Here is a 17987-nt window from a genome sequence, read left to right as displayed (position 1 = left end):
ACGTCTACGTCGGCGCGACGGCGACGGGCTCCGGCTTGCGCGACGATGGCCAGCCGCTGACGAGCAGCGTCGATGCGACGATGCCCAGCCCGAAGGGAATCGCGAGATACGTGAAGAACACGTGATGGATCGAGTGACCGGACATGACCTCGAGCCACACGGGATTGACGGCCGCAGTGGCGAGGCCGACGGCCAGGAAGGGCCACGAGACGCTGCCGCGCGAACGCACCGCTCGGACGATGAAGACGATCGCCAGCACCAGGAGCAACGCGAGCACGATACGCGCCGACGGCATGCCGTGAATCCAGTACCCCGTCGCCGTCTTGCTGGATTCGCCGAGCCACGCTCTTTCAGGCTCGCCTTCACCGGTCCACAGGAACATCTTGCCGATCAGCTCCGTCAGCGTCTCGCCACCCCAGAGCACCGCGATCATCCAGCGGCTGCCCCAGGTGAAGGCATAGCCGACGATCCAGCTCGCGACCGCCAGCAGCGCCCATCCGACCAGCCGCCAGGTCGTGACACCGCGGCGGAACGTGACGAGGACGGACGAGAAGACGAACAGCGACCAGGCGATCGACGGGTTGTGCAGGAAGTCCATGTAGTTGAACACACTGCCCGCGAGGAACCCGGTCGCGAAGAGATGAAAGGGTCTCAGCCGACGCAGGAAGAACGGCAGGGTCGCCATGAACGCAGCGACGGCGAACTCGAGGAGGTGAGTGAATCCGTAGACGGTCTGAGCGAACATGTTCGTGCTGAAGGCCAGAGGCACGAGCATCACGACACCGGGTACGAGCGCGGATCGGCGCGCAGAGCACGTGAGGAGCAGCGCGACCGAGCCGACGGCGAGCGCGAGGACGACGGTGCGGAGCAAGGAGATCCCGCCCATCGCGAGAAGCGGGCGGATGATCACGCTGTTGCCACCCCAGTACCGCGGATAGAAGCGTTGGACGAACGGGGCTCCCTGCTCGATCTGTTCCAGCGCCTGGAAGGACTCCTCGCAGTTGCCGAGGTGGGGATACCGGACAGCCCGCTGGAACGGACTCAGCTCCTGTGCATAGAGTCCGGTCGTCAGGGAGATGCAGTCCGTGTACGCGTCGAGCAGGCCGTTCCGGGACACGCCGTCGGGGACGAAATTCGCGTCGCTCCAGAGCTGCTCCTGCGCGTCTTGCTGAAGCTTCTGGAGGATCCGGTCGTTGGGGATGCTCTCCGTGACCACCAGGGCGGAGAAGAAGACGACCTGCAGCAGGACGGCGCCGACGACGATCGCCCCGATCCGCGCGGCCCATGTCTTCCACGCGCACCGTGGCGTCTGCATGGGGGGCGTCACCATATGTCCTTTCCCATTTCCTTGAAACGACGGCTGCGACTGATCCGTCAGCAGCGAGAGCCTCGGGCGGCGCGAGACGGTCTCTCGCCCCTTGCTCCGATGGTCGGGACGATCCTATGATCCGAGGACGCGAAAAACCGAGAGCCGCGCGACGTGGAAACGCCAGCCACCGATAGATCGAGTGACAAGCTGCTGTTGGCCCCGAGCACTCACGTTCTACTCCGTCAAATACGCCTGTGAGGACGGTCAGTCAAGGTAGGAGCACGTTGCCGGTGATGACATTCGTCGTGTCTCCTCCCCGAACATACGGGGCTGTGGAGATGTAGTTATGGGCGACGACCGCGTACGTACGATAGGTCGTCGTCGCACCGCCAACGCTGATGGTCGCACCGGCCGCGTCACTCGGCAGCCAGACGTAGTTCCCGGCGATGACGCAGCGCTGGGCGGTGCCATTCGAGAAACTCGTCTGAGGCATGAGGAGAATGCCGCTGTCGTAGTCAGCTTTCCGGCGGACCTGATTGCCCATGACTCGGGCCCGATCGCATGAGTACACCTCAATGGCTCCGTTATAGATCGAGTTGTTGACGACAGAGCAGTCGTCCGATCCACGCCACTCGATCTTGCCTTGGTGGATCGTGTTGCCGGAGACCACCGTCATCTTGTTGGTACGCGACTGACCGGTCGTCAGAGCCGCCTCGACGATACCCATTGCACTGTTTCCTGGGTCATTGACGATGAGGTTGTCCTTGATCTGGACGTTCTCGAGGTACGTCGTCGTCGGGCTCGTAACGCTCGGAGTCATGACGATGCCCCCGCGAATACCGGTGCTATATGCGTTGACAGTGTTCGACGAAGTCTGAACGATCGTGTTCGCGACGATCGAGCACTGGATGCTCCGGTAGAAAGTAGTGATACATCCGTAATGGGCGTCAACGACAGTGTTGCCCACCACAGCGCAGCGGAAGCATCCTTCCATGTCGATGCCGACGTCGCGTACGCTGGTGACGAAGTTGGCCTCGACGATGTAGTCTCGACAGCTCGTCAGAAAGACACCTGTGCTCTTCTTCCCCTCCGCATCCGGCGTTCCGAACCCAGCGGGCAGGAGACTGCTTCTGAACATGTTGTTGGCAACGATCCCGCGAGTGTTCGCCAAAATGCTTGTGCGAGCATCGATGAAGCTGGAAGATCCCGGGTTGCTCTCTCCACCGTGGCCAATGAACCCCGCCCGGTACATCGTGACATTGTTTCCGAGAATGGTGACGTGGTTGGAGTACCACGCATCTACGAAAACCGCACAGTTGACCGCCGTGCAATTAATGACACTGAGCCCGTCAGCACCCTTCGTGGTACCGGAGCCCAACTGCCCCCTGCCGACGATGATGACGAACTCGCCGCCGTCGAAGTGCACGTCTTGGATCGTCACGTGAGCATGATTGACCTTGATGACATTGTAAAGACCCCAGTTGGGGTAAGTGCTGGCCGCTTGAGCGATCAGTCTCCCCCCCCCCGGCACCGAGGAAGGTCTGCCGGGCTGCCGCCGTGGTGATCGCCTGCGTGACCCGATACGGCCTGTCAATAAGCACCGGCTGGCTCCCGGCGGCATTGACGGCAGCCTGGATGGCCGCAGTATCGTCTGTGGTTCCGTTTCCCGCAGCTCCGTAGTCCAACGGAGACACCCCGAAGCCCGGCGTGACATCGGCGAGTCTCAAGACCTCGCCGGTTCTCGTCTGGACCTCGGTCGAGATGAGCCCATTTGCGGCGCCCGTCCTGCCGGATACTCCCAAAATACCAAGCACTTCTTCGATCGACTCAGCTCGCCCGATCTGCTTTCCCAGATCCGTGGCGTCGGCGATGGAGTCGAAGTCCAGATCTGACACCCCTCCCACAGGGGGCCTCATCGGAGCGTCGTCTTGATGATTTTTCTCAGACATCACTTTTCTCCTTCAAGCGGAATAGAACACATTGAAAGCGCAACAGATACTCGTGCGCTTGTCAACATCAGATCTCGCCACTTCGCTGCTTCAGGAGGCGGCCTGGCTCATCACAGCATCACCCCCAAAGAACCTCCGATCCCGACCTACATCAGTAGCGTCATGGGGCAATCCTCGAACAGATCACATACCAGCAGAAGCGTGACCTCACGCACTAGGGCCATTGACCGTCGCCCTCGCGCCGCTCCTGCTGGTACCGGAGATGATCAGCAGCAGGGCCTGCCTCGCCCCTCGCATCACTCAGCCCCCACGGGCGCGTGCGCCTCCAAAAACTCGTACATCTCCGTCGTGTCGACGCCGGGGAAGGCACCCGAAGGCAGGGTCGCGAGCAGCGTCCGGGGTGTGCTGACGTTCGGCCACACCCCATCCCGCCATGTCGCTTCCAGCTCGGCCGGCGGGCGACGGCAGCACACCTCGACGGCGTGGCGCGAGACGCCGCGCTGCGTCGTGTCGCGCCCGACGAACCACTTCGTGTCATCGAACCGGACGCCGACGCTCACGGAGTGCGCGCCCTGGCTCGAGTGCTCCACGCGCGCGGTGCACCAGTAGGTGCCGTTTCCCGTGTCGGTGTACTGGTAGTACGGGTTGAACCGGTCGTCCACGTCGAAGACGGCACGGCTCGTCCAACGCCGGCAGCACATCTGCCCCTCGATGGATCCCAGGCGGTCGGTCGGGAAGTTCACGTCGTCGTTCTCGTACGCCTTCGTGATCGTGCCCGACTCGTGCACCTTGAGGAAGTGGACGGGGATGTCCAGGTGACGCGTCGCGAGGTTCGTGAAGCGGTGCGCGGCGCTCTCGTACGACACCGCATAGGCGTCACGGAGGTCCTCGATCGAGATCGCGCGGCGCTTCTTCGCATCACGGAGGGCGGCGACGGCGTGCGCCTCGGGGATGAGCAGCGCGCCGACGAGATAGTTCTGCTCGACGCGCTGGCGCAGGAAGTCGGCGTAGTCCGTCGGCTCGGAATGCCCGAGCACACGGCTCGCGAGCGCTTGGAGCACGGCCGTGCGAGGGTCGCCCGTGACGCGGTTCGAGAGATACAGCCGACCGTGCTTCAGATCGGCCACGCTCCGGGTCGTCTGCGGCAGATCGGCGACGTAGTGGAGCGTGAAGCCGAGATGCGCGGCGATGTCGCTCGCGGCGCGCTGCGTGAGAGGCCCGCCGGGATGGTCGATCGCGGCCAGCAGCTCGCGTGCGTGCCGTTCGAGCTCGGGGAAGTGGTTGTCCTGGCGCCGCATGAGGTGGCGCAGCTCGACGTTCGCGCGCCGGGCGACCTCGGGGGTCGCCGAACGCTCGTCGTGCAGCCGGTCGATCTCGCCTGTGAGGCGCAGGAGGGTCCGCAGCACCTCGTCGGGCAGGGCCTTGGGGATGCGGAACGGCTCGATCCCGAGGGACTGCAGACGCGGCGAGCGCATCGCGCGCTCGAGGGCGATCTCCATCCCGGCCCGCTCGTCCAGCTGCTCGGCTTCGAGCAGGGCGTCGAGCCCGACGCCGAGGGCCTTGGCGATCGTCCGGAGCATCGACAGCCGCGGCTCGCGCCTGCCGTTCTCGATCATGGAGAGCTGGCTCGGCGCTCGCCCCACGGATGCGGCGAGCGCGTCGAGCGTGAGGCCGCGCTCGACGCGCAGCTGCCGGATCCGCCGCCCCACGGCGAGGGCGTCCGGGCCGTCTTCCTGGAGGTCTTCCGCGAGGGTCATGGCGCGATCATGTCACAAACCCTCACGTTTGCAGAAGTATTAGAGAAATTCTTCACACGAATCCCCTTGCGAGCCGGCGAACTTCACGGATGGTGGATGGCATGACACCCGCGGCACCCGCCGCCAACGACGACGAGGAGCACGATGATGAGCACCCCCGCAGAGCACAGCGGTCGCCGCCCCGGCGACCAGACGCAGACCGCCGACGACCTCCGCCTCGAGTGGAGCGCCGACCCCCGCTGGCACGGCATCCGTCGCGACTACACCGCCGAGGACGTCCTCCGCCTGCGCGGAACCGTCCGAGAGGAGTCGACGCTCGCGCGCCGCGGTGCCGAGACCCTCTGGGAGCGCCTGACGTCGGACGAGTACATCCGCGCCCTCGGCGCTCTCACGGGCAACCAGGCCGTGCAGCAGGTGCGCGCAGGGCTGAAGGCCATCTACCTCTCCGGCTGGCAGGTCGCCGCCGACGCCAACCTCTCGGGCCAGACCTACCCCGACCAGTCGCTCTACCCCGCGAACTCCGTGCCGGCGGTCGTCCGCCGCATCAACAACGCGCTGCTGCGGCAGGACCAGCTCGAGCACGCCGAGGGCTCCGTCACGCGCGACTGGCTCGCGCCGATCGTCGCCGACGCCGAGGCGGGCTTCGGCGGCCCGCTCAACGCCTACGAGCTCGCCCACTCGATGATCCAGGCGGGCGCGGCCGGCATCCACTGGGAGGACCAGCTCGCGAGCGAGAAGAAGTGCGGCCACCTGGGCGGCAAGGTGCTCGTCCCGACCAAGCAGCACATCCGCACCCTCAACGCCGCCCGCCTCGCCGCCGACGTGGCCGGGATCCCGACCATCCAGATCGCCCGCACCGACGCCCTCGCAGCCGATCTCCTCACGAGCGACGTCGACGAGCGCGACCGCGCGTTCACGACGGGCGAGCGCACGGACGAGGGCTTCTACCGGGTGCGGAACGGCATCGAGCCCGTGATCTCCCGCGGCCTCGCCTACGCGCCCTACGCCGACCTGCTGTGGGTCGAGACGGGGACGCCCGACATCGAGCTCGCCCGCGAGTTCGCGAGCGCGATCCACGCGGAGCACCCGGGGAAGATGCTGGCCTACAACTGCTCCCCCAGCTTCAACTGGCACCGCGCCCTCTCGGACGCGCAGATCGCGTCGTTCCAGGAAGAGCTCGCGGAGCTCGGATACCGCTTCCAGTTCATCACGCTGGCCGGCTTCCACGCGCTGAACCACTCGATGTACCAGCTCGCACGCGGCTACGCCGAGCACGCCATGACCGCGTACGTCGAGCTGCAGGACGCCGAGTTCGCCGCCGAGGCCGACGGCTACACCGCCACCAAGCACCAGCGCGAGGTCGGCACGGGCTACTTCGACCACGTGTCGACCGCGCTCAACCCCTCGAGCGCCACCCTCGCGCTCGTCGGATCCACCGAGTCCGAGCAGTTCCACTGATGCCGACCCCGGCATGACCATCCACATCCTCCCTTCCTCGAAGGAGACATCATGACCATCACCGACATCGCACCGCCGACACCCGATCCGCGCGCCTCAGAGCGCACGTTCCCCGCGATCGAGGTCGCAGGTCCGCTCCACGAACGCTACGAGCAGATCCTCACGCCCGAGGCACTCGCCTTCCTCGCCCAGCTGCACGAGCTGTTCGCCGGGGCGCGGTACGACCGCCTGGCCGACAGGATGCGCCGCGGCTACGAGATCGGCATCGGCCGGGATCCGCGCTTCCGCGAGGACACGGCGCGCATCCGAGAGGACGCCTCCTGGCGCGTCGCCGGCGCGGGCCCCGGGCTCGAGGACCGCCGCGTCGAGATCACGGGCCCGACCGACCCGCGCATGACGATCAACGCCCTCAACTCGGGGGCGCGCGTCTGGCTCGCCGACCAGGAGGACGCCACGAGCCCGACCTGGCGCAACGTCATCGGCGGGCAGCTGTCGCTGCGCGACGCCATCCGCGGGGAGCTCTCGTTCACGACGCCCGAGGGCAAGCGGTACGAGGTGACGGCCGAGCGGACGCCGACGATCGTGATGCGGCCGCGCGGCTGGCATCTGGAGGAGCACCACCTGCGCTTCACCGACCGGCACGGGAGGACGATGGCGGCGTCGGGATCGCTCGTCGACTTCGGGCTGTACTTCTTCCACAACGCCGGCGAGCTCATCGCCCGCGGGGCGGGTCCGTACTTCTACCTGCCCAAGATCGAGTCGTCGGAGGAGGCGCGGCTGTGGGATCAGGTCTTCTCCTTCTCCGAGCAGTACAGCGGGATCCCGCACGGCACCATCCGCGCCACGGTCCTCATCGAGACGCTGCCCGCGGCGTTCGAGATGGAGGAGATCCTCTACGAGCTGCGCGACCACTGCGCGGGCCTCAACGCCGGGCGGTGGGACTACATCTTCTCGATCATCAAGACCTACCGCGGGCGCGGGTCGCGCTTCGTCCTGCCCGACCGCAACGAGGTGACGATGACCGTCGACTTCATGCGGGCGTACACCGAGCTGCTCGTGAAGACCTGCCACAAGCGGGGCGCGTATGCCATCGGCGGCATGAGCGCCTTCATCCCGAGCCGCAAGGAGCCGGAGGTGAACGCCCGCGCGATGGAGAAGGTCGCGGCCGACAAGAAGCGCGAGGCCGCCGACGGCTTCGACGGCACATGGGTCGCGCACCCCGACCTCATCCCCATCGCGCAGGCCGAGTTCGACGCCGTCCTGGGCGACAGGCCGAACCAGCTCGACCGGCAGCGCGACGACGTGAAGGTCTACAAGCGCCACCTGCTGAACCTCTGGATCGGACGGCCCATCACCGACGAGGGCGTGCACGGGAACGTGTCCGTCGCCATCCGGTACATCGAGGCGTGGCTGCGCGGCCAGGGCGCCGTGGCGATCGACGGCCTCATGGAGGATGCGGCGACCGCCGAGATCTCCCGCTCGCAGATCTGGCAGTGGATCCGGCAGGAGCAGGTGACCGAGCAGGGGACGGAGATCACGCGCGAGCACGTGTCGGCGCTCGTCGACCGGGTTCTCGGCGAGGTCGAGCGCTCCGAGGGCGACCGCTTCGACGAGGCCGCCGAGGTCTTCCGCGACGTGGCGCTGAGCCCCACGTTCCGGGCCTTCCTCACGACGAAGGCCTACGCCGACCACCTGGTCGAGCCGGCCTGAGCGGACTCGAGACGCGGAGGGCACCCGGCGATCCGGCCGGGTGCCCTCCGCGTCGCCCGAGCACGACGCAGGACTTCTCGCCGCTCCGGTCGGCCGGAGGCCCGGGATCCCGGGCTCTCGTCGCTGCTCCCCGCGCAGATCTCCTGCGTTGCGCACACGTCGCGTCCGCGTCGCTCCGACCGGGCCGCCGACTACGCTGGAGGCGTGACCGACCGCGCTCCCCTCTCACGCAAGCTCTCCGCCATCGCCGAGTCCGCGACCCTGAAGGTCGATGCGAAGGCCAAAGCGCTGAAGGCCGAGGGCAAACCCGTCATCTCCTATGCGGCGGGCGAGCCCGACTTCGCGACCCCGCAGTTCGTCGTCGACGCCGCCGCCGAGGCGCTGAACGACCCCGCGAACTTCCGGTACACGCCGGGAGCCGGGCTCCTGCCGCTGCGCGAGGCGATCGCCGCGAAGACGCTGCGCGACTCCGGCCTCGACGTCTCCCCGTCGCGGATCGTCGTGACCAACGGCGGCAAGCAGGCCGTCTACCAGGCGTTCCAGGCGGTCGTGAACCCCGGCGACGAGGTCCTCCTCCCCGCGCCGTACTGGACGACGTACCCCGAGGCCATCCGCCTCGCCGACGGCGTGCCCGTCGAGGTGTTCGCGGGTGCGGACCAGGACTACAAGGTCACGGTCGAGCAGTTGGAGGCCGCACGGACCGACAGGACGACCGTACTCGTCTTCGTCTCGCCGTCGAACCCGACGGGGTCGGTGTACACGCCGGAGGAGACCGAGGCCATCGGCCGCTGGGCCCTCGAGTACGGCATCTGGGTTCTCACCGACGAGATCTACCAGAACCTCGTCTACGAGGGCGCCAGGGCCGTCTCGATCGTCGAGGCCGTGCCCGAGCTCGCGGAGCAGACGCTGCTCCTCAACGGCGTCGCGAAGACCTACGCGATGACGGGATGGCGCGTGGGCTGGCTCGTCGGGCCGTCCGACGCCGTGAAGCTCGTCGCCAACCTGCAGTCGCACCTCACGAGCAACGTCAACAACGTCGCACAGCGCGCGGCCGCCGCGGCGCTCAGCGGCCCGCAGACGGAGGCCGAGGCGTTCCGCGCCGCCTTCGACCGCCGCCGCCGCCTCATCGTCGACGAGCTCGCGAAGATCGACGGCGTCACCGTGCCGAACCCGCTGGGCGCGTTCTACGCCTACCCGGACGTGCACGGTCTCCTCGGCCGCGAGTGGAAGGGCCGCCGCGTCGAGACGACGCTCGAGCTCGCCGACCTCATCCTCGACGAGGCCGAGGTCGCCGTCGTCCCCGGCGAGGCCTTCGGCCCGAGCGGCTATCTGCGCCTGTCCTACGCGCTCGCCGACGACCAGCTCGTCGAGGGCATCCACCGTCTGCAGGAGCTCTTCGCGTAGCGGACGGTGAGATCGCTCCTGGATGCGGTCACCCCGGATCGGTGCACCGGCCGAGCCCACGTTCACGCCCGACGAACAGATGAGTCTCGCTAGGAGAAATGTAGATCTTCATCGGAGGCTGCGGGCGGATCGAGATGAACGATCGACGGAAGAGTCGCACATCCTCGTCAAGGTCTCTGCCCGCCAGTCCGTGCACCACGCACAGCCGAAAAATGCTCACCATCCCCCGATGAGCACGCGAAGCGACCCTTGGCCGCGATTCGACACGGCTCACGCAGGCGCTCCTGGATTCCAGAGGGCACAGGCAGCTCAATATCGGTGAGTGCCTGATCCGAACAACGCTTGGCTCCCGATACGGTCAACGTCATGCCAACGAGCGAGCGCTGCGCGGTCACAGACCTTGCGGAGAGCACAAATCGTTACACAATCGATCCCTACTTCTATGAGACCGCTGATAGCTTACAGGTGTTCAGATAAAAGCGGGGCATCCATGCGTCGAAAAGTTTTGTGGAGCGTTGTCGGCGGCCTCATGAGCGTTACGCTCGCAGCGCCCGCGTACGCCACTATCCCAAGCGATGTCCCCGGCTGCCCTGCCGAGGGTGCGCCTTCGGGCCCGCTCACCCCGGAAGACGCCGACGGGTTGAATCTTTCCACCTGCGACGTGGAAGGCTACGCCGTCGAGGTGGATGGGCAAGGAGTGCTCATCCCCGAACCCGGTATCACCGTGACATCCGAGTCCTTCACCGCGACCGCGACGACTCTCGGAGAGACAGATGGGACCTATCTGCAAGTCGAAGTGACGGAAGATGGCACCGTAAACGTCTCCACGATAGAACCGGAGATCTTCTATGGTTCGCCCGTAAACTCGGAAGAGCCGCCGGCACTCGAACCCAACGCCGTCGCTGGATATTCAAGGTGCAGTGACTACGCATACGCGACGAAATTTCAGCCCTCTCCCCTCCACAATTCTTGGAAAGACTTGCACCTGGACTCGCACTTCCGACGGACGTCCGCTCAATAAGGATATCCGAATCGACAACTCAAGTCGCTCGTGGGTGACAACAATCTCCTCCGGGTGCTCAGGCTCGTACGATCTCCGCTCAGTGGTCACTCATGAACTCGGCCACTTCCTTTCACTCGGCCACGCGGGCGAGCGTGGTCTTAACGACCTCACCATGAGCACGGCCACTTCCCCATGCAACTCCGCTGCACGACGTTTGGGAGCGGGAGATGTCACAGCGATCTATTCACAGCACCGCGACTAGGCTTGCGGCGGCAGCGGCAGCCGCACTCGTCCTCGCCGCGGCAGGCTGCTCGGCGACGACCGAGCCGTCTCCTGACACGACCGCGTCCGACGACGTCGCCTGCGCCGCACCGTTCGTCCTCATCGACTCCGTCGAGGTGCCGGAAGCCGACAGCATCACGGTCACGATCTCCGACAACGCCGTCGAGCTCTCGGGCGAAGGATGGCTCGCGTGCAACGACACCAACGATGGACCAACAGCAGTCCCCTGGACGGACGTCGACATCGTCTGGAGGCAGGAGACACGCACCTCAGAGCCCGTTCTGGCGGAGATCGACGAGTCGGGCGCGTTCAGCCTGACGCTCGACGTCCCGCCGGAGTTCACCGCAGGACCCGCGTCGCTCGTCCTCACCGTTCCCGACTACCGGAGACGCATCGACGTCGACCTCACCGCTGGGTGACGTCCGCCCTCCCGGGAGGATCCACCCGCGCCGACGAGCCCCCGGGTCAGCCCATCGGGATCACGGCGTACAGCAGCCAGGTGAGGAGGAACCCGGCGACGCCAAGGACGGTCGTGAGCACCGTCCATGTGCGCAGGCCGTCCTTGACGGAGAGGCCGAGGTATCGCGTCACGACCCAGAAGCCCGAGTCGTTCACGTGGCTGAGGCCGAGGCTGCCGTAGCCGATCGCGACGGCGACGAGCGCCGTGTGGACGGGCCCGAGGCCGAGGACAGCCACGGACGGCAGCATGAGTCCGGCCGTCGTGGCGATCGCGACCGTCGCCGATCCCTGCGCGGCGCGCATGATGAGCGAGATGAGGAACGCCGCGAGCAGGAGCGGCATCCCGCTCGCCGCGAGCACCTCGGCGACGGCGCCGCCGATGCCGGTCTCGGTGAGCACGCGGCCGAACGCGGCGCCCGCGCCGGTGACGAGGATGATCACGGCGGTGCCCGGCAGCGACGCCTCCAGCACCTCGCCGAGCTTCGCGGCCGACCATCCGCGGCGGACGCCGAGGGCGAACATCGCCGCGAGGATCGCGACCATCAGCGCGAAGATCGGCTGGCCGATCATGGCGAGGAAGCCGTGCCAGAACGTGCCGGGTTCGAACAGGGGCGCCACGGCCGTGCCGAGCATGATGAGCGCGAGCGGCAGGAGGATGATGCCGAGCACGGTCCATCCGCTCGGGGCCCTCTCGCCGTCGCGGAGCCCGGCGTTCGCGGAGGCCTCGTCGGTCCCGAAGCTCGCGAACATCTCCCTCGTCGCGTCGAGCATCGCGAACTCCCGCTTGTTGAGCCGGGCCGACACGGCGTACGACACCGCGGCGAGGGGGATCGAGATGAGGAGCGAGAAGATCATGACCCAGCCGATGTCGGCGCCGAGGATGCCCGATCCTCCGACGATGCCGGGGTGCGGCGGCACGGCCACGTGCACGGCGAGCATGATGCCGGCCACGGGCAGGCCGAACCTCACCGGGTTCAGGCCCGCGAGCTTCGAGAAGGCGTAGATGATCGGCACGAGGATGATGAACCCCGCGTCGAAGAAGACGGGGATGGCGAGGATGCCCGCGGCGATCACGAGCGCGAGCCCGACCCGGCGCGGCCCGAGCCATCCGGTGAACTTCCCCGCGAGCGCCTCTGCGCCGCCGGAGAGCTCGATGATCTTGCCGAGCATCGACCCGAGCGCCACGAGCAGGGCCACGGAGCCGAGCGTCCCCCCGGCGCCGGCGATGATCGCCTGGACGACGCCGAGGCGTTCGGGCGTGTCCTCGGTCGCGGGAATGGTCGTCATCGGGAGACCTGCGGCGAGGCCGACGGCGACCGAGACGAGCAGGAGGGCGTAGAAGGCCTGCATCTTGAACCGGATGATGAGCAGGAGCAGCAGCCCGATGCCGGCGAGCCCGATGAGGATGAGGGCGGGAAGAGGAAGCGTCACTGGATCTCTTCTTTCAGGTCGGGGGCGCGCTAGGAGCGGCGCTCGGGGGCGACGACGCGAATGACGGCGGAGTCGTCGCGGGCTCCGAGCCCCTGCGCCTCGCCGAGGAGGAACAGCTGCTCCGCCGCGGCCGCCACGGGCGTCGAGAGGTGCGCCCGACGGGCCGCGTCGCCCACGATGCCGAGGTCCTTCACGAAGATGTCGAGGCGGCTGAGCACCTCGGCGCCCTCCTCGTCGTACGCCTGCAGGGCGCGCGGGCCGCGGTTGCCGAGCATGAACGAGCTCGCCGCTCCCGCCGTCAGCGCCTCCAGCGTCTTCTCGCGGTCGAGCCCCAGGGCGTCGGCCAGCGCGAGCGCCTCGGCGGCCGCGGCGATGTGGACGCCGCACAGCAGCTGGTTGACGGTCTTGAGCGCCTGACCGTCTCCCGGCTTCTCGCCGACGATCGAGAGCGTCGACGCGAGCTGGTCGAGGACGGGGCGGGCGGTCTCCAATGCGCTCGGCGCGGCGCCCACGACGATCAGCAGATCGCCCTCGCCCGCGCGGACGGGGCCGCCCGACAGGGGGGCGTCGACGAGGTGGGCGCCCTGCTCCGCGAGACGAGCGGCGATGTCGCCGATCCCCTCGGTCCCCACGGTGCTCGTCAGGATGACGACGGATCCGTCCGCGAGGTGCGGCGCGAGTCCGGCGTCGCCGAAGAGGAGGTCGTGGAGCTGGCCGCCCGTGCGCACGGCGACGAGCACGGCGTCGGCGCCGGAGACCGCGTCGGCGGCAGAGGGGGAAGCGGCCACGCCGTTCCCGGCCGCGAGCGCCACGCGCTCGGGGGCGATGTCGAAGCCGCGCACGTCGAAGCGCTGGGCGAGCCGGGTGGCCATCGGGAGCCCCATGGCTCCGAGACCGATGACAGCGACGGTGGATGTCATGACTTTCCTATCTGTGGGAGGGGTTCAGCGCGCGTCGGCGAGGGTCGCGACGACCTTCGCGAGCGAGTCGGTGTCGCCGACGTTGCCGGCGAAGACGACATACGGGATGCCGACGGCGGGGCCGGTCTCGGGCTGCCACAGCGACACGATGCCGGGGAGCAGGGGGCCGAGCACGGTCGCACGGCGGATCTCGAGGGCCTCGCTCGCGACGTCGCTCGACGTGATCCCGCCCTTGGCGATGACGAACCTCGGCGGGGCGATCGCGAGCACGCGGCGCACGAGCTCGACGACGCCGCCCGAGACGCGGCGCGCGATGTCGAGGCTCTCCTCGCCGTCCGCCCCCGTCACGAGCTCGCGCGTGGTGTGGACGACGACGCTGCCGTCGGCGAGCGCCCTCGCGACGGCGGAAGCCTGCGCGTCGAGATGGGCATCCCGCCGGTCGTCGATGAGGCTCCGCACGTCGAGCTCGATCGTCGCGGTCTCGGGGCGAGCGCGCCGCAGCTCGTCGAGCTGGGCGGTCGTGAGGGGGACGTGGCTGCCGACGACGATGAGCCCGCCGCGGTCGTGGGCGAAGGGGATGTCCGCGGCGCGCACGGGCTCGGCGATCGCCTGCCCGATGTGCGCGCGCACATACGGCGGGCCGACGCGGAGCAGCACGTCGCGATCGCGCAGGCGGTGGACGGCGAGGGCCACGACGCGCATGTCGGTCTCCTCGACGACGTCGACGGCGACGACCGTGCCCGGGGTGAGCGCGCGGAGGAACTCCTCGACGGCCAGGGCCCCCGAGCGGATGACGTCGATCGTGAGGGCGGCGACGTCGGCCGCGAGGATGCGCCCCGCGGTCTTCTCCTCGACCCAGTCGCGCAGGTCGGAGGAGGAGAACCCGAACGTCGCGTCCTCCGCGAAGGCGGTCTCGCCGACGGGCGTGGCCTCGCCGTCGACGACCCAGTAGTGCACCGCGTCGACCGTGATGCGCCCGGCGTCGGGGAAGGCGGGGACGAGCAGCGTCAGGGCCGGCTCACGCCCCCCGTGGGCGACGATCTCGGCGGCGAGCACATCCGTCTCGAGCGGGAAGTGCCCGCGCAGGGTCGAGTCTCCGCGCGAGACGAACGTCACGTGCCTGCCGACGGAGCGGGCCGCCGCGAGCGCCGCGGCGACGACCTCCCGGCCTCGCCGCGCGGCGGTCTCCTCGTCGAGCGATCGCGTGTTCGTGAGCACGTACACGGCCGGGGCGCCCGTGGCGATCGCGCCGTCGAGGTCCTCGCGCTCCCAGCGGGTCAGCACGGGCAGGTGCGCGACCGACTGCGTCCCCGTCGGGTCGTCGTCGAGGACGACCACGAGGCTCGCCTCGTTGACCTCCGCGCTCACGTCGGCCGCGGTGACCTCGACGGGAGCGGGAAGGGGGGCCAGCAGAGCGTCGACGTGCACGCGAACTCCTTTGTTCCTGGGGTGTGACGGGTCGGGGTGACGGGAAATCCGATATCAGATATCGAAGCTAGCGGAGGATGCCGCGCACCGCAAAATCCGTCAGCGTCCGTGCACGTAGGTGAGGAGGTCGTCGCGCGTCTGCCGCATATGGCTCGCCATCGCCTCGCGTGCCGCCTCCGCGGACCCCTCCGCCATCGCCGCGAGGATGGACGCGTGCTCGGCCAGCGCGTGCGCGCGGATCTGGGGGACGGCGCTCGTCTCGCTCCGCGTGGCCTCGAGCATCGAGGTCAGCGGCCGCATGGAGGCGACGAGGATGCGGTTGTCCGCCGCGCGGATGATGACGTCGTGGAACGCGAGGTCCGCCTCCACGAACACCGCGACGTCCCCCCGCGCGTGCGCCCCGCGCATCCGCTCCAGCGAGGCTCCGAGCTCGACGACGTCGTCGTCCTCTCGACGCGTCGCGGCGAGCTCGGCCGCGCCCGTCTCGAACATCACGCGCATCTCGAGCATCTCGAGCGAGGAGCGCTCCCGTGCGTCCGCGCTGCGGGCGTGCCGCACGACGGCGTCGAGACCCGTCCACTCCGCCGTCGGCGCGATCCGGTGCCTGCTCCCCGGCACCGGCACGATGACGCCCTGCGCCTGCAGCAGACGGACGCCCTCGCGCAGCGTCAGGCGGGACACCTCGAGCTCCGCGGCGAGATCGGCCTCAGGCGGCAGCGGCTCCCCCGCGACGAGACGCCCGGCGATGATCGCGTCGAGCAGGCCGTCGACGACCGCCTGCGTCCGCGTGACGCGCTCGGCCATCGCTACAGCTCGACGCCCACGAGCACGGGCTCGGGCTGCAGCACGATGCCGAACTCGGCGGCGACGCGGCTCTGGATGAACCGGGCGAGCTCGGCGACCTCGCCGCCGGTCGCGCCACCGCGGTTGGTGAGGGCGAGCGCGTGCTTGGTCGAGACGCCCGCGCGCGAGTGCGGCAGCCGGAAGCCCTTCGAGACGCCGGCGTGCTCGATGAGCCAGGCCGCCGGCACCTTGACGTCGACGCGCGACGAGACGACGGGCGGCAGGGCCCCGTCGTACGACTCGAGCGGGATGACGACGACGGGGTCGAGGTCGGGCTCGACGGCCCAGCGCGGGCAGTCGTCGGGGAGCGTCCGCGCGACCGACTCCGGCAGGATCGGGTTCTGGAAGAACGACCCGGCGCTGTGCGTATCGGGATCGGGGCCGTCGAGGACCATGCCCTTCGACGCGCGGATGGCGAGGACCCGGTCGCGGATCCCCGCGAGGGAGATCTCGGCGCCGTCGGGCAGGCCGATCGCGGTGCGGAGCCGCGCGTCGTGCAGGGGACGCTCCCCCGTCCCGACCCGCTCGAGCTCGAGGGTGAGCGAGAGGACGACGGCCTCCCGCTCGGGCGCGCCGCCGCCGTGGCGCTTGAGCACGGATGTGCGCGGCCCGAGCCCGAGGTCGCCGGCCGGGACGGCCGACACCTCGCCCGTGCGCTCGTCGACGAGGTCCACCTCGACGAGCGTCTGCACGATCTCCTGCCCGTAGGCGCCGACGTTCTGGATGGGCGCCGCCCCGGCCGTGCCGGGGATGCCCGACATCGCCTCGATGCCCGCGAGCCCCTGCGAGACCGACCAGGCGACGAGCTCGTCCCAGTTCTGCCCGGCCTCGACGCGCACGCGCACGAAGCCCTCGCGTGCGCCGCCGGCGATCTCGACGCCGCGGGTCAGGATGCGGACGACCGTGCCGGGGAACGGGTCGTCCCCCACGAGCAGGTTCGACCCGCCGCCGAGGACCATCCACTCGCCGCCGTCCGCCCATACATCCCAGAGGGCTGCGACGAGCTCCTCGCGGGTGTGCGCGTCGACCATCCGCTCGGGGGCGGCGCCGACGCGCAGCGTGGTGAGCTGCGACAGCGGGATGGCGGTCATGCGAGGCGGACGCGCACCTGCGCCTTGCCGAGCACGGTCGTGTCGGCGTGCTTCACGGTGAGGTCGACGCGCGCGGTGTCGTCGTCGAGCTGGCCGATCTTCGCCGACACCGACACGTCGGCGCCCGTCTCGGGATCGACGACGACCGGACGCGTGAAGCGCACGCCGTACTCGAGGATGCGGCCGGCGTCTCCGAGCCACTCGGCGATCGTGCCCACGGCGAGGCCCATCGTGAGCATGCCGTGCGCGAGGACGCCGGGGAGCCCCACGGACGTCGCGACGTCGTCGCGGTAGTGGATGGGATTGAAGTCGCCGGATGCGCCGGCGTACCGCACGAGCGACTCGCGCGTGAGGTGGACGGTGCGCTCGGCGACGACGTCTCCGACGGTCAGCTCAGGCATCCTCGTCCCCCTCTCCGCCGACGAGCAGCACGCTCGTCGCGGTGACGACGTGCTCCCCCGCGGCGTCGGCGATCTCGGCGTCGCTCGTGATCATGGCGTTCGCGCCGACCGTGCGGATGCCCGTGACCGTGAGCGTCGCGGTGAGCTCGTCGCCCGCCACGATGGGCCGGGTGTAGCGGAAGCGCTGCTCGGCGTGGATCGTCCGCTCGAGGGCGATGCCGCTGCCGGGCTCGTGGAGGAGCTGCTGCAGCGTGTGGTCCTGCACGACCATCGCGAAGGTCGGCGGCGCCACGACGTCGGCGTAGCCCAGTGCGCGGGCGGCCTCCGGGTCGCTGTGCTGCGGGGCGTCGGCGAAGACGGCGCGCGCGAACTCGCGCACCTTCTCGCGACCGACCAGGTACGCGGGCGTCGGAGGGAACTGCCGTCCGACGAGTTCGGGGTTCACGGGCACCCGGCCATCCTAACGAGCGGGGCTGCGGACGTGCTCGTCCCCGACGGCGTCGACATGCGTAGACTCGGGGGCGTGTCCATCGCGATGAGCG

At 68.9% G+C, this 17987-nt stretch carries 15 protein-coding genes; 5 read left to right on the top strand and 10 right to left on the bottom strand.

All coding sequences use genetic code 11. The annotated features are described in order from the left end of the window. Positions 1-4 precede the first annotated feature (4 nt). The 3 genes from N8K70_RS03190 to N8K70_RS03180 all read right to left on the bottom strand — a co-directional run bounded on the left by N8K70_RS03190 (position 5) and on the right by N8K70_RS03180 (position 5015). The gene (locus tag N8K70_RS03190; protein WP_317140169.1) at positions 5-1315 is read right to left on the bottom strand and encodes a hypothetical protein; all 1311 of its coding nucleotides are present in this window, start codon (positions 1313-1315) and stop codon (positions 5-7) included. A 262-nt stretch (positions 1316-1577) separates the two neighbouring features. After that, positions 1578-2750, bottom strand: coding sequence for a right-handed parallel beta-helix repeat-containing protein (locus N8K70_RS03185; protein ID WP_317140168.1), 1173 nt, complete (start codon positions 2748-2750; stop codon positions 1578-1580). Positions 2751-3554: 804 nt separating this feature from the next. Beyond that, positions 3555-5015: a helix-turn-helix domain-containing protein gene (locus tag N8K70_RS03180; protein WP_317140167.1), complete on the bottom strand. Its 1461-nt coding sequence runs from the start codon at positions 5013-5015 to the stop codon at positions 3555-3557. 144 nt (positions 5016-5159) lie between these two features. Here N8K70_RS03180 and aceA point away from each other — a divergent pair, with 144 nt between their 5' ends. From aceA to N8K70_RS03160, 5 genes are all read left to right on the top strand, one after another. Beyond that, positions 5160-6473 (top strand): isocitrate lyase, encoded by a 1314-nt coding sequence (gene aceA, locus N8K70_RS03175; protein WP_394357801.1) that lies wholly within the window; start codon positions 5160-5162, stop codon positions 6471-6473. 51 nt (positions 6474-6524) lie between these two features. Continuing rightward, positions 6525-8183, top strand: coding sequence for a malate synthase A (aceB, locus tag N8K70_RS03170; RefSeq protein WP_317140165.1), 1659 nt, complete (start codon positions 6525-6527; stop codon positions 8181-8183). A 204-nt stretch (positions 8184-8387) separates the two neighbouring features. Next, a complete protein-coding gene (locus tag N8K70_RS03165) occupies positions 8388-9587 on the top strand; it encodes a pyridoxal phosphate-dependent aminotransferase (RefSeq protein WP_317140164.1) in 1200 nt (399 codons plus the stop codon). A gap of 920 nt (positions 9588-10507) precedes the next feature. Next, a complete protein-coding gene (locus tag N8K70_RS17110; RefSeq protein WP_394357800.1) occupies positions 10508-10852 on the top strand; it encodes a matrixin family metalloprotease in 345 nt (114 codons plus the stop codon). After that, positions 10818-11291 carry a hypothetical protein gene (locus tag N8K70_RS03160; protein WP_317140163.1) on the top strand — a complete coding sequence of 158 codons (474 nt, stop codon included), beginning with the start codon at positions 10818-10820 and terminating at the stop codon, positions 11289-11291. Before N8K70_RS17110 ends, N8K70_RS03160 begins: the two co-directional genes overlap by 35 nt. 46 nt (positions 11292-11337) lie before the next feature. Here the strand turns inward: N8K70_RS03160 and N8K70_RS03155 are convergent, their stop codons facing one another. From N8K70_RS03155 to N8K70_RS03125, 7 genes are all read right to left on the bottom strand, one after another. Further along, on the bottom strand, positions 11338-12762 hold the full coding sequence (locus tag N8K70_RS03155; RefSeq protein WP_317140162.1) for a GntP family transporter: 1425 nt from the start codon (positions 12760-12762) through the stop codon (positions 11338-11340). A 29-nt stretch (positions 12763-12791) separates the two neighbouring features. Further along, the gene (locus N8K70_RS03150; RefSeq protein ID WP_317140161.1) at positions 12792-13682 is read right to left on the bottom strand and encodes an NAD(P)-dependent oxidoreductase; all 891 of its coding nucleotides are present in this window, start codon (positions 13680-13682) and stop codon (positions 12792-12794) included. A gap of 24 nt (positions 13683-13706) precedes the next feature. Next, positions 13707-15110, bottom strand: a complete 1404-nt coding sequence (locus N8K70_RS03145) for a four-carbon acid sugar kinase family protein (RefSeq protein ID WP_317140160.1) — start codon at positions 15108-15110, stop codon at positions 13707-13709. Between the two features lie 99 nt (positions 15111-15209). After that, on the bottom strand, positions 15210-15914 hold the full coding sequence (locus N8K70_RS03140) for a FadR/GntR family transcriptional regulator (protein WP_317140159.1): 705 nt from the start codon (positions 15912-15914) through the stop codon (positions 15210-15212). A gap of 2 nt (positions 15915-15916) precedes the next feature. After that, a complete protein-coding gene (locus N8K70_RS03135; RefSeq protein ID WP_317140158.1) occupies positions 15917-17044 on the bottom strand; it encodes a UDP-N-acetylmuramate dehydrogenase in 1128 nt (375 codons plus the stop codon). Beyond that, positions 17041-17445, bottom strand: coding sequence for a MaoC family dehydratase (locus tag N8K70_RS03130; RefSeq protein WP_317140157.1), 405 nt, complete (start codon positions 17443-17445; stop codon positions 17041-17043). Before N8K70_RS03130 ends, N8K70_RS03135 begins: the two co-directional genes overlap by 4 nt. Then, the gene (locus N8K70_RS03125) at positions 17438-17896 is read right to left on the bottom strand and encodes an FAS1-like dehydratase domain-containing protein (RefSeq protein WP_317140156.1); all 459 of its coding nucleotides are present in this window, start codon (positions 17894-17896) and stop codon (positions 17438-17440) included. Before N8K70_RS03125 ends, N8K70_RS03130 begins: the two co-directional genes overlap by 8 nt. Positions 17897-17987 lie beyond the last annotated feature (91 nt).

It is taken from the genome of Microbacterium sp. AB, from assembly GCF_032878875.1.
Classification (GTDB): domain Bacteria; phylum Actinomycetota; class Actinomycetes; order Actinomycetales; family Microbacteriaceae; genus Microbacterium; species Microbacterium betulae.
Note: the sequence above shows the minus strand (reverse complement) of the source record. Positions and strands in the feature narration are given on the sequence as shown.

What these genes read in the sequence shown, in the direction of transcription:
- N8K70_RS03140 (WP_317140159.1), bottom strand. Translation starts at nt 15,914, where the DNA reads ATGGCCGAGCGCGTCACGCGGACGCAGGCGGTCGTCGACGGCCTGCTC.
- N8K70_RS03190 (WP_317140169.1), bottom strand. Translation starts at nt 1,315, where the DNA reads ATGCAGACGCCACGGTGCGCGTGGAAGACATGGGCCGCGCGGATCGGG.
- N8K70_RS03150 (WP_317140161.1), bottom strand. Translation starts at nt 13,682, where the DNA reads ATGACATCCACCGTCGCTGTCATCGGTCTCGGAGCCATGGGGCTCCCG.
- aceB (WP_317140165.1), top strand. Translation starts at nt 6,525, where the DNA reads ATGACCATCACCGACATCGCACCGCCGACACCCGATCCGCGCGCCTCA.
- N8K70_RS03130 (WP_317140157.1), bottom strand. Translation starts at nt 17,445, where the DNA reads ATGCCTGAGCTGACCGTCGGAGACGTCGTCGCCGAGCGCACCGTCCAC.
- N8K70_RS03160 (WP_317140163.1), top strand. Translation starts at nt 10,818, where the DNA reads ATGTCACAGCGATCTATTCACAGCACCGCGACTAGGCTTGCGGCGGCA.
- N8K70_RS03180 (WP_317140167.1), bottom strand. Translation starts at nt 5,015, where the DNA reads ATGACCCTCGCGGAAGACCTCCAGGAAGACGGCCCGGACGCCCTCGCC.
- N8K70_RS03135 (WP_317140158.1), bottom strand. Translation starts at nt 17,044, where the DNA reads ATGACCGCCATCCCGCTGTCGCAGCTCACCACGCTGCGCGTCGGCGCC.
- aceA (WP_394357801.1), top strand. Translation starts at nt 5,160, where the DNA reads ATGATGAGCACCCCCGCAGAGCACAGCGGTCGCCGCCCCGGCGACCAG.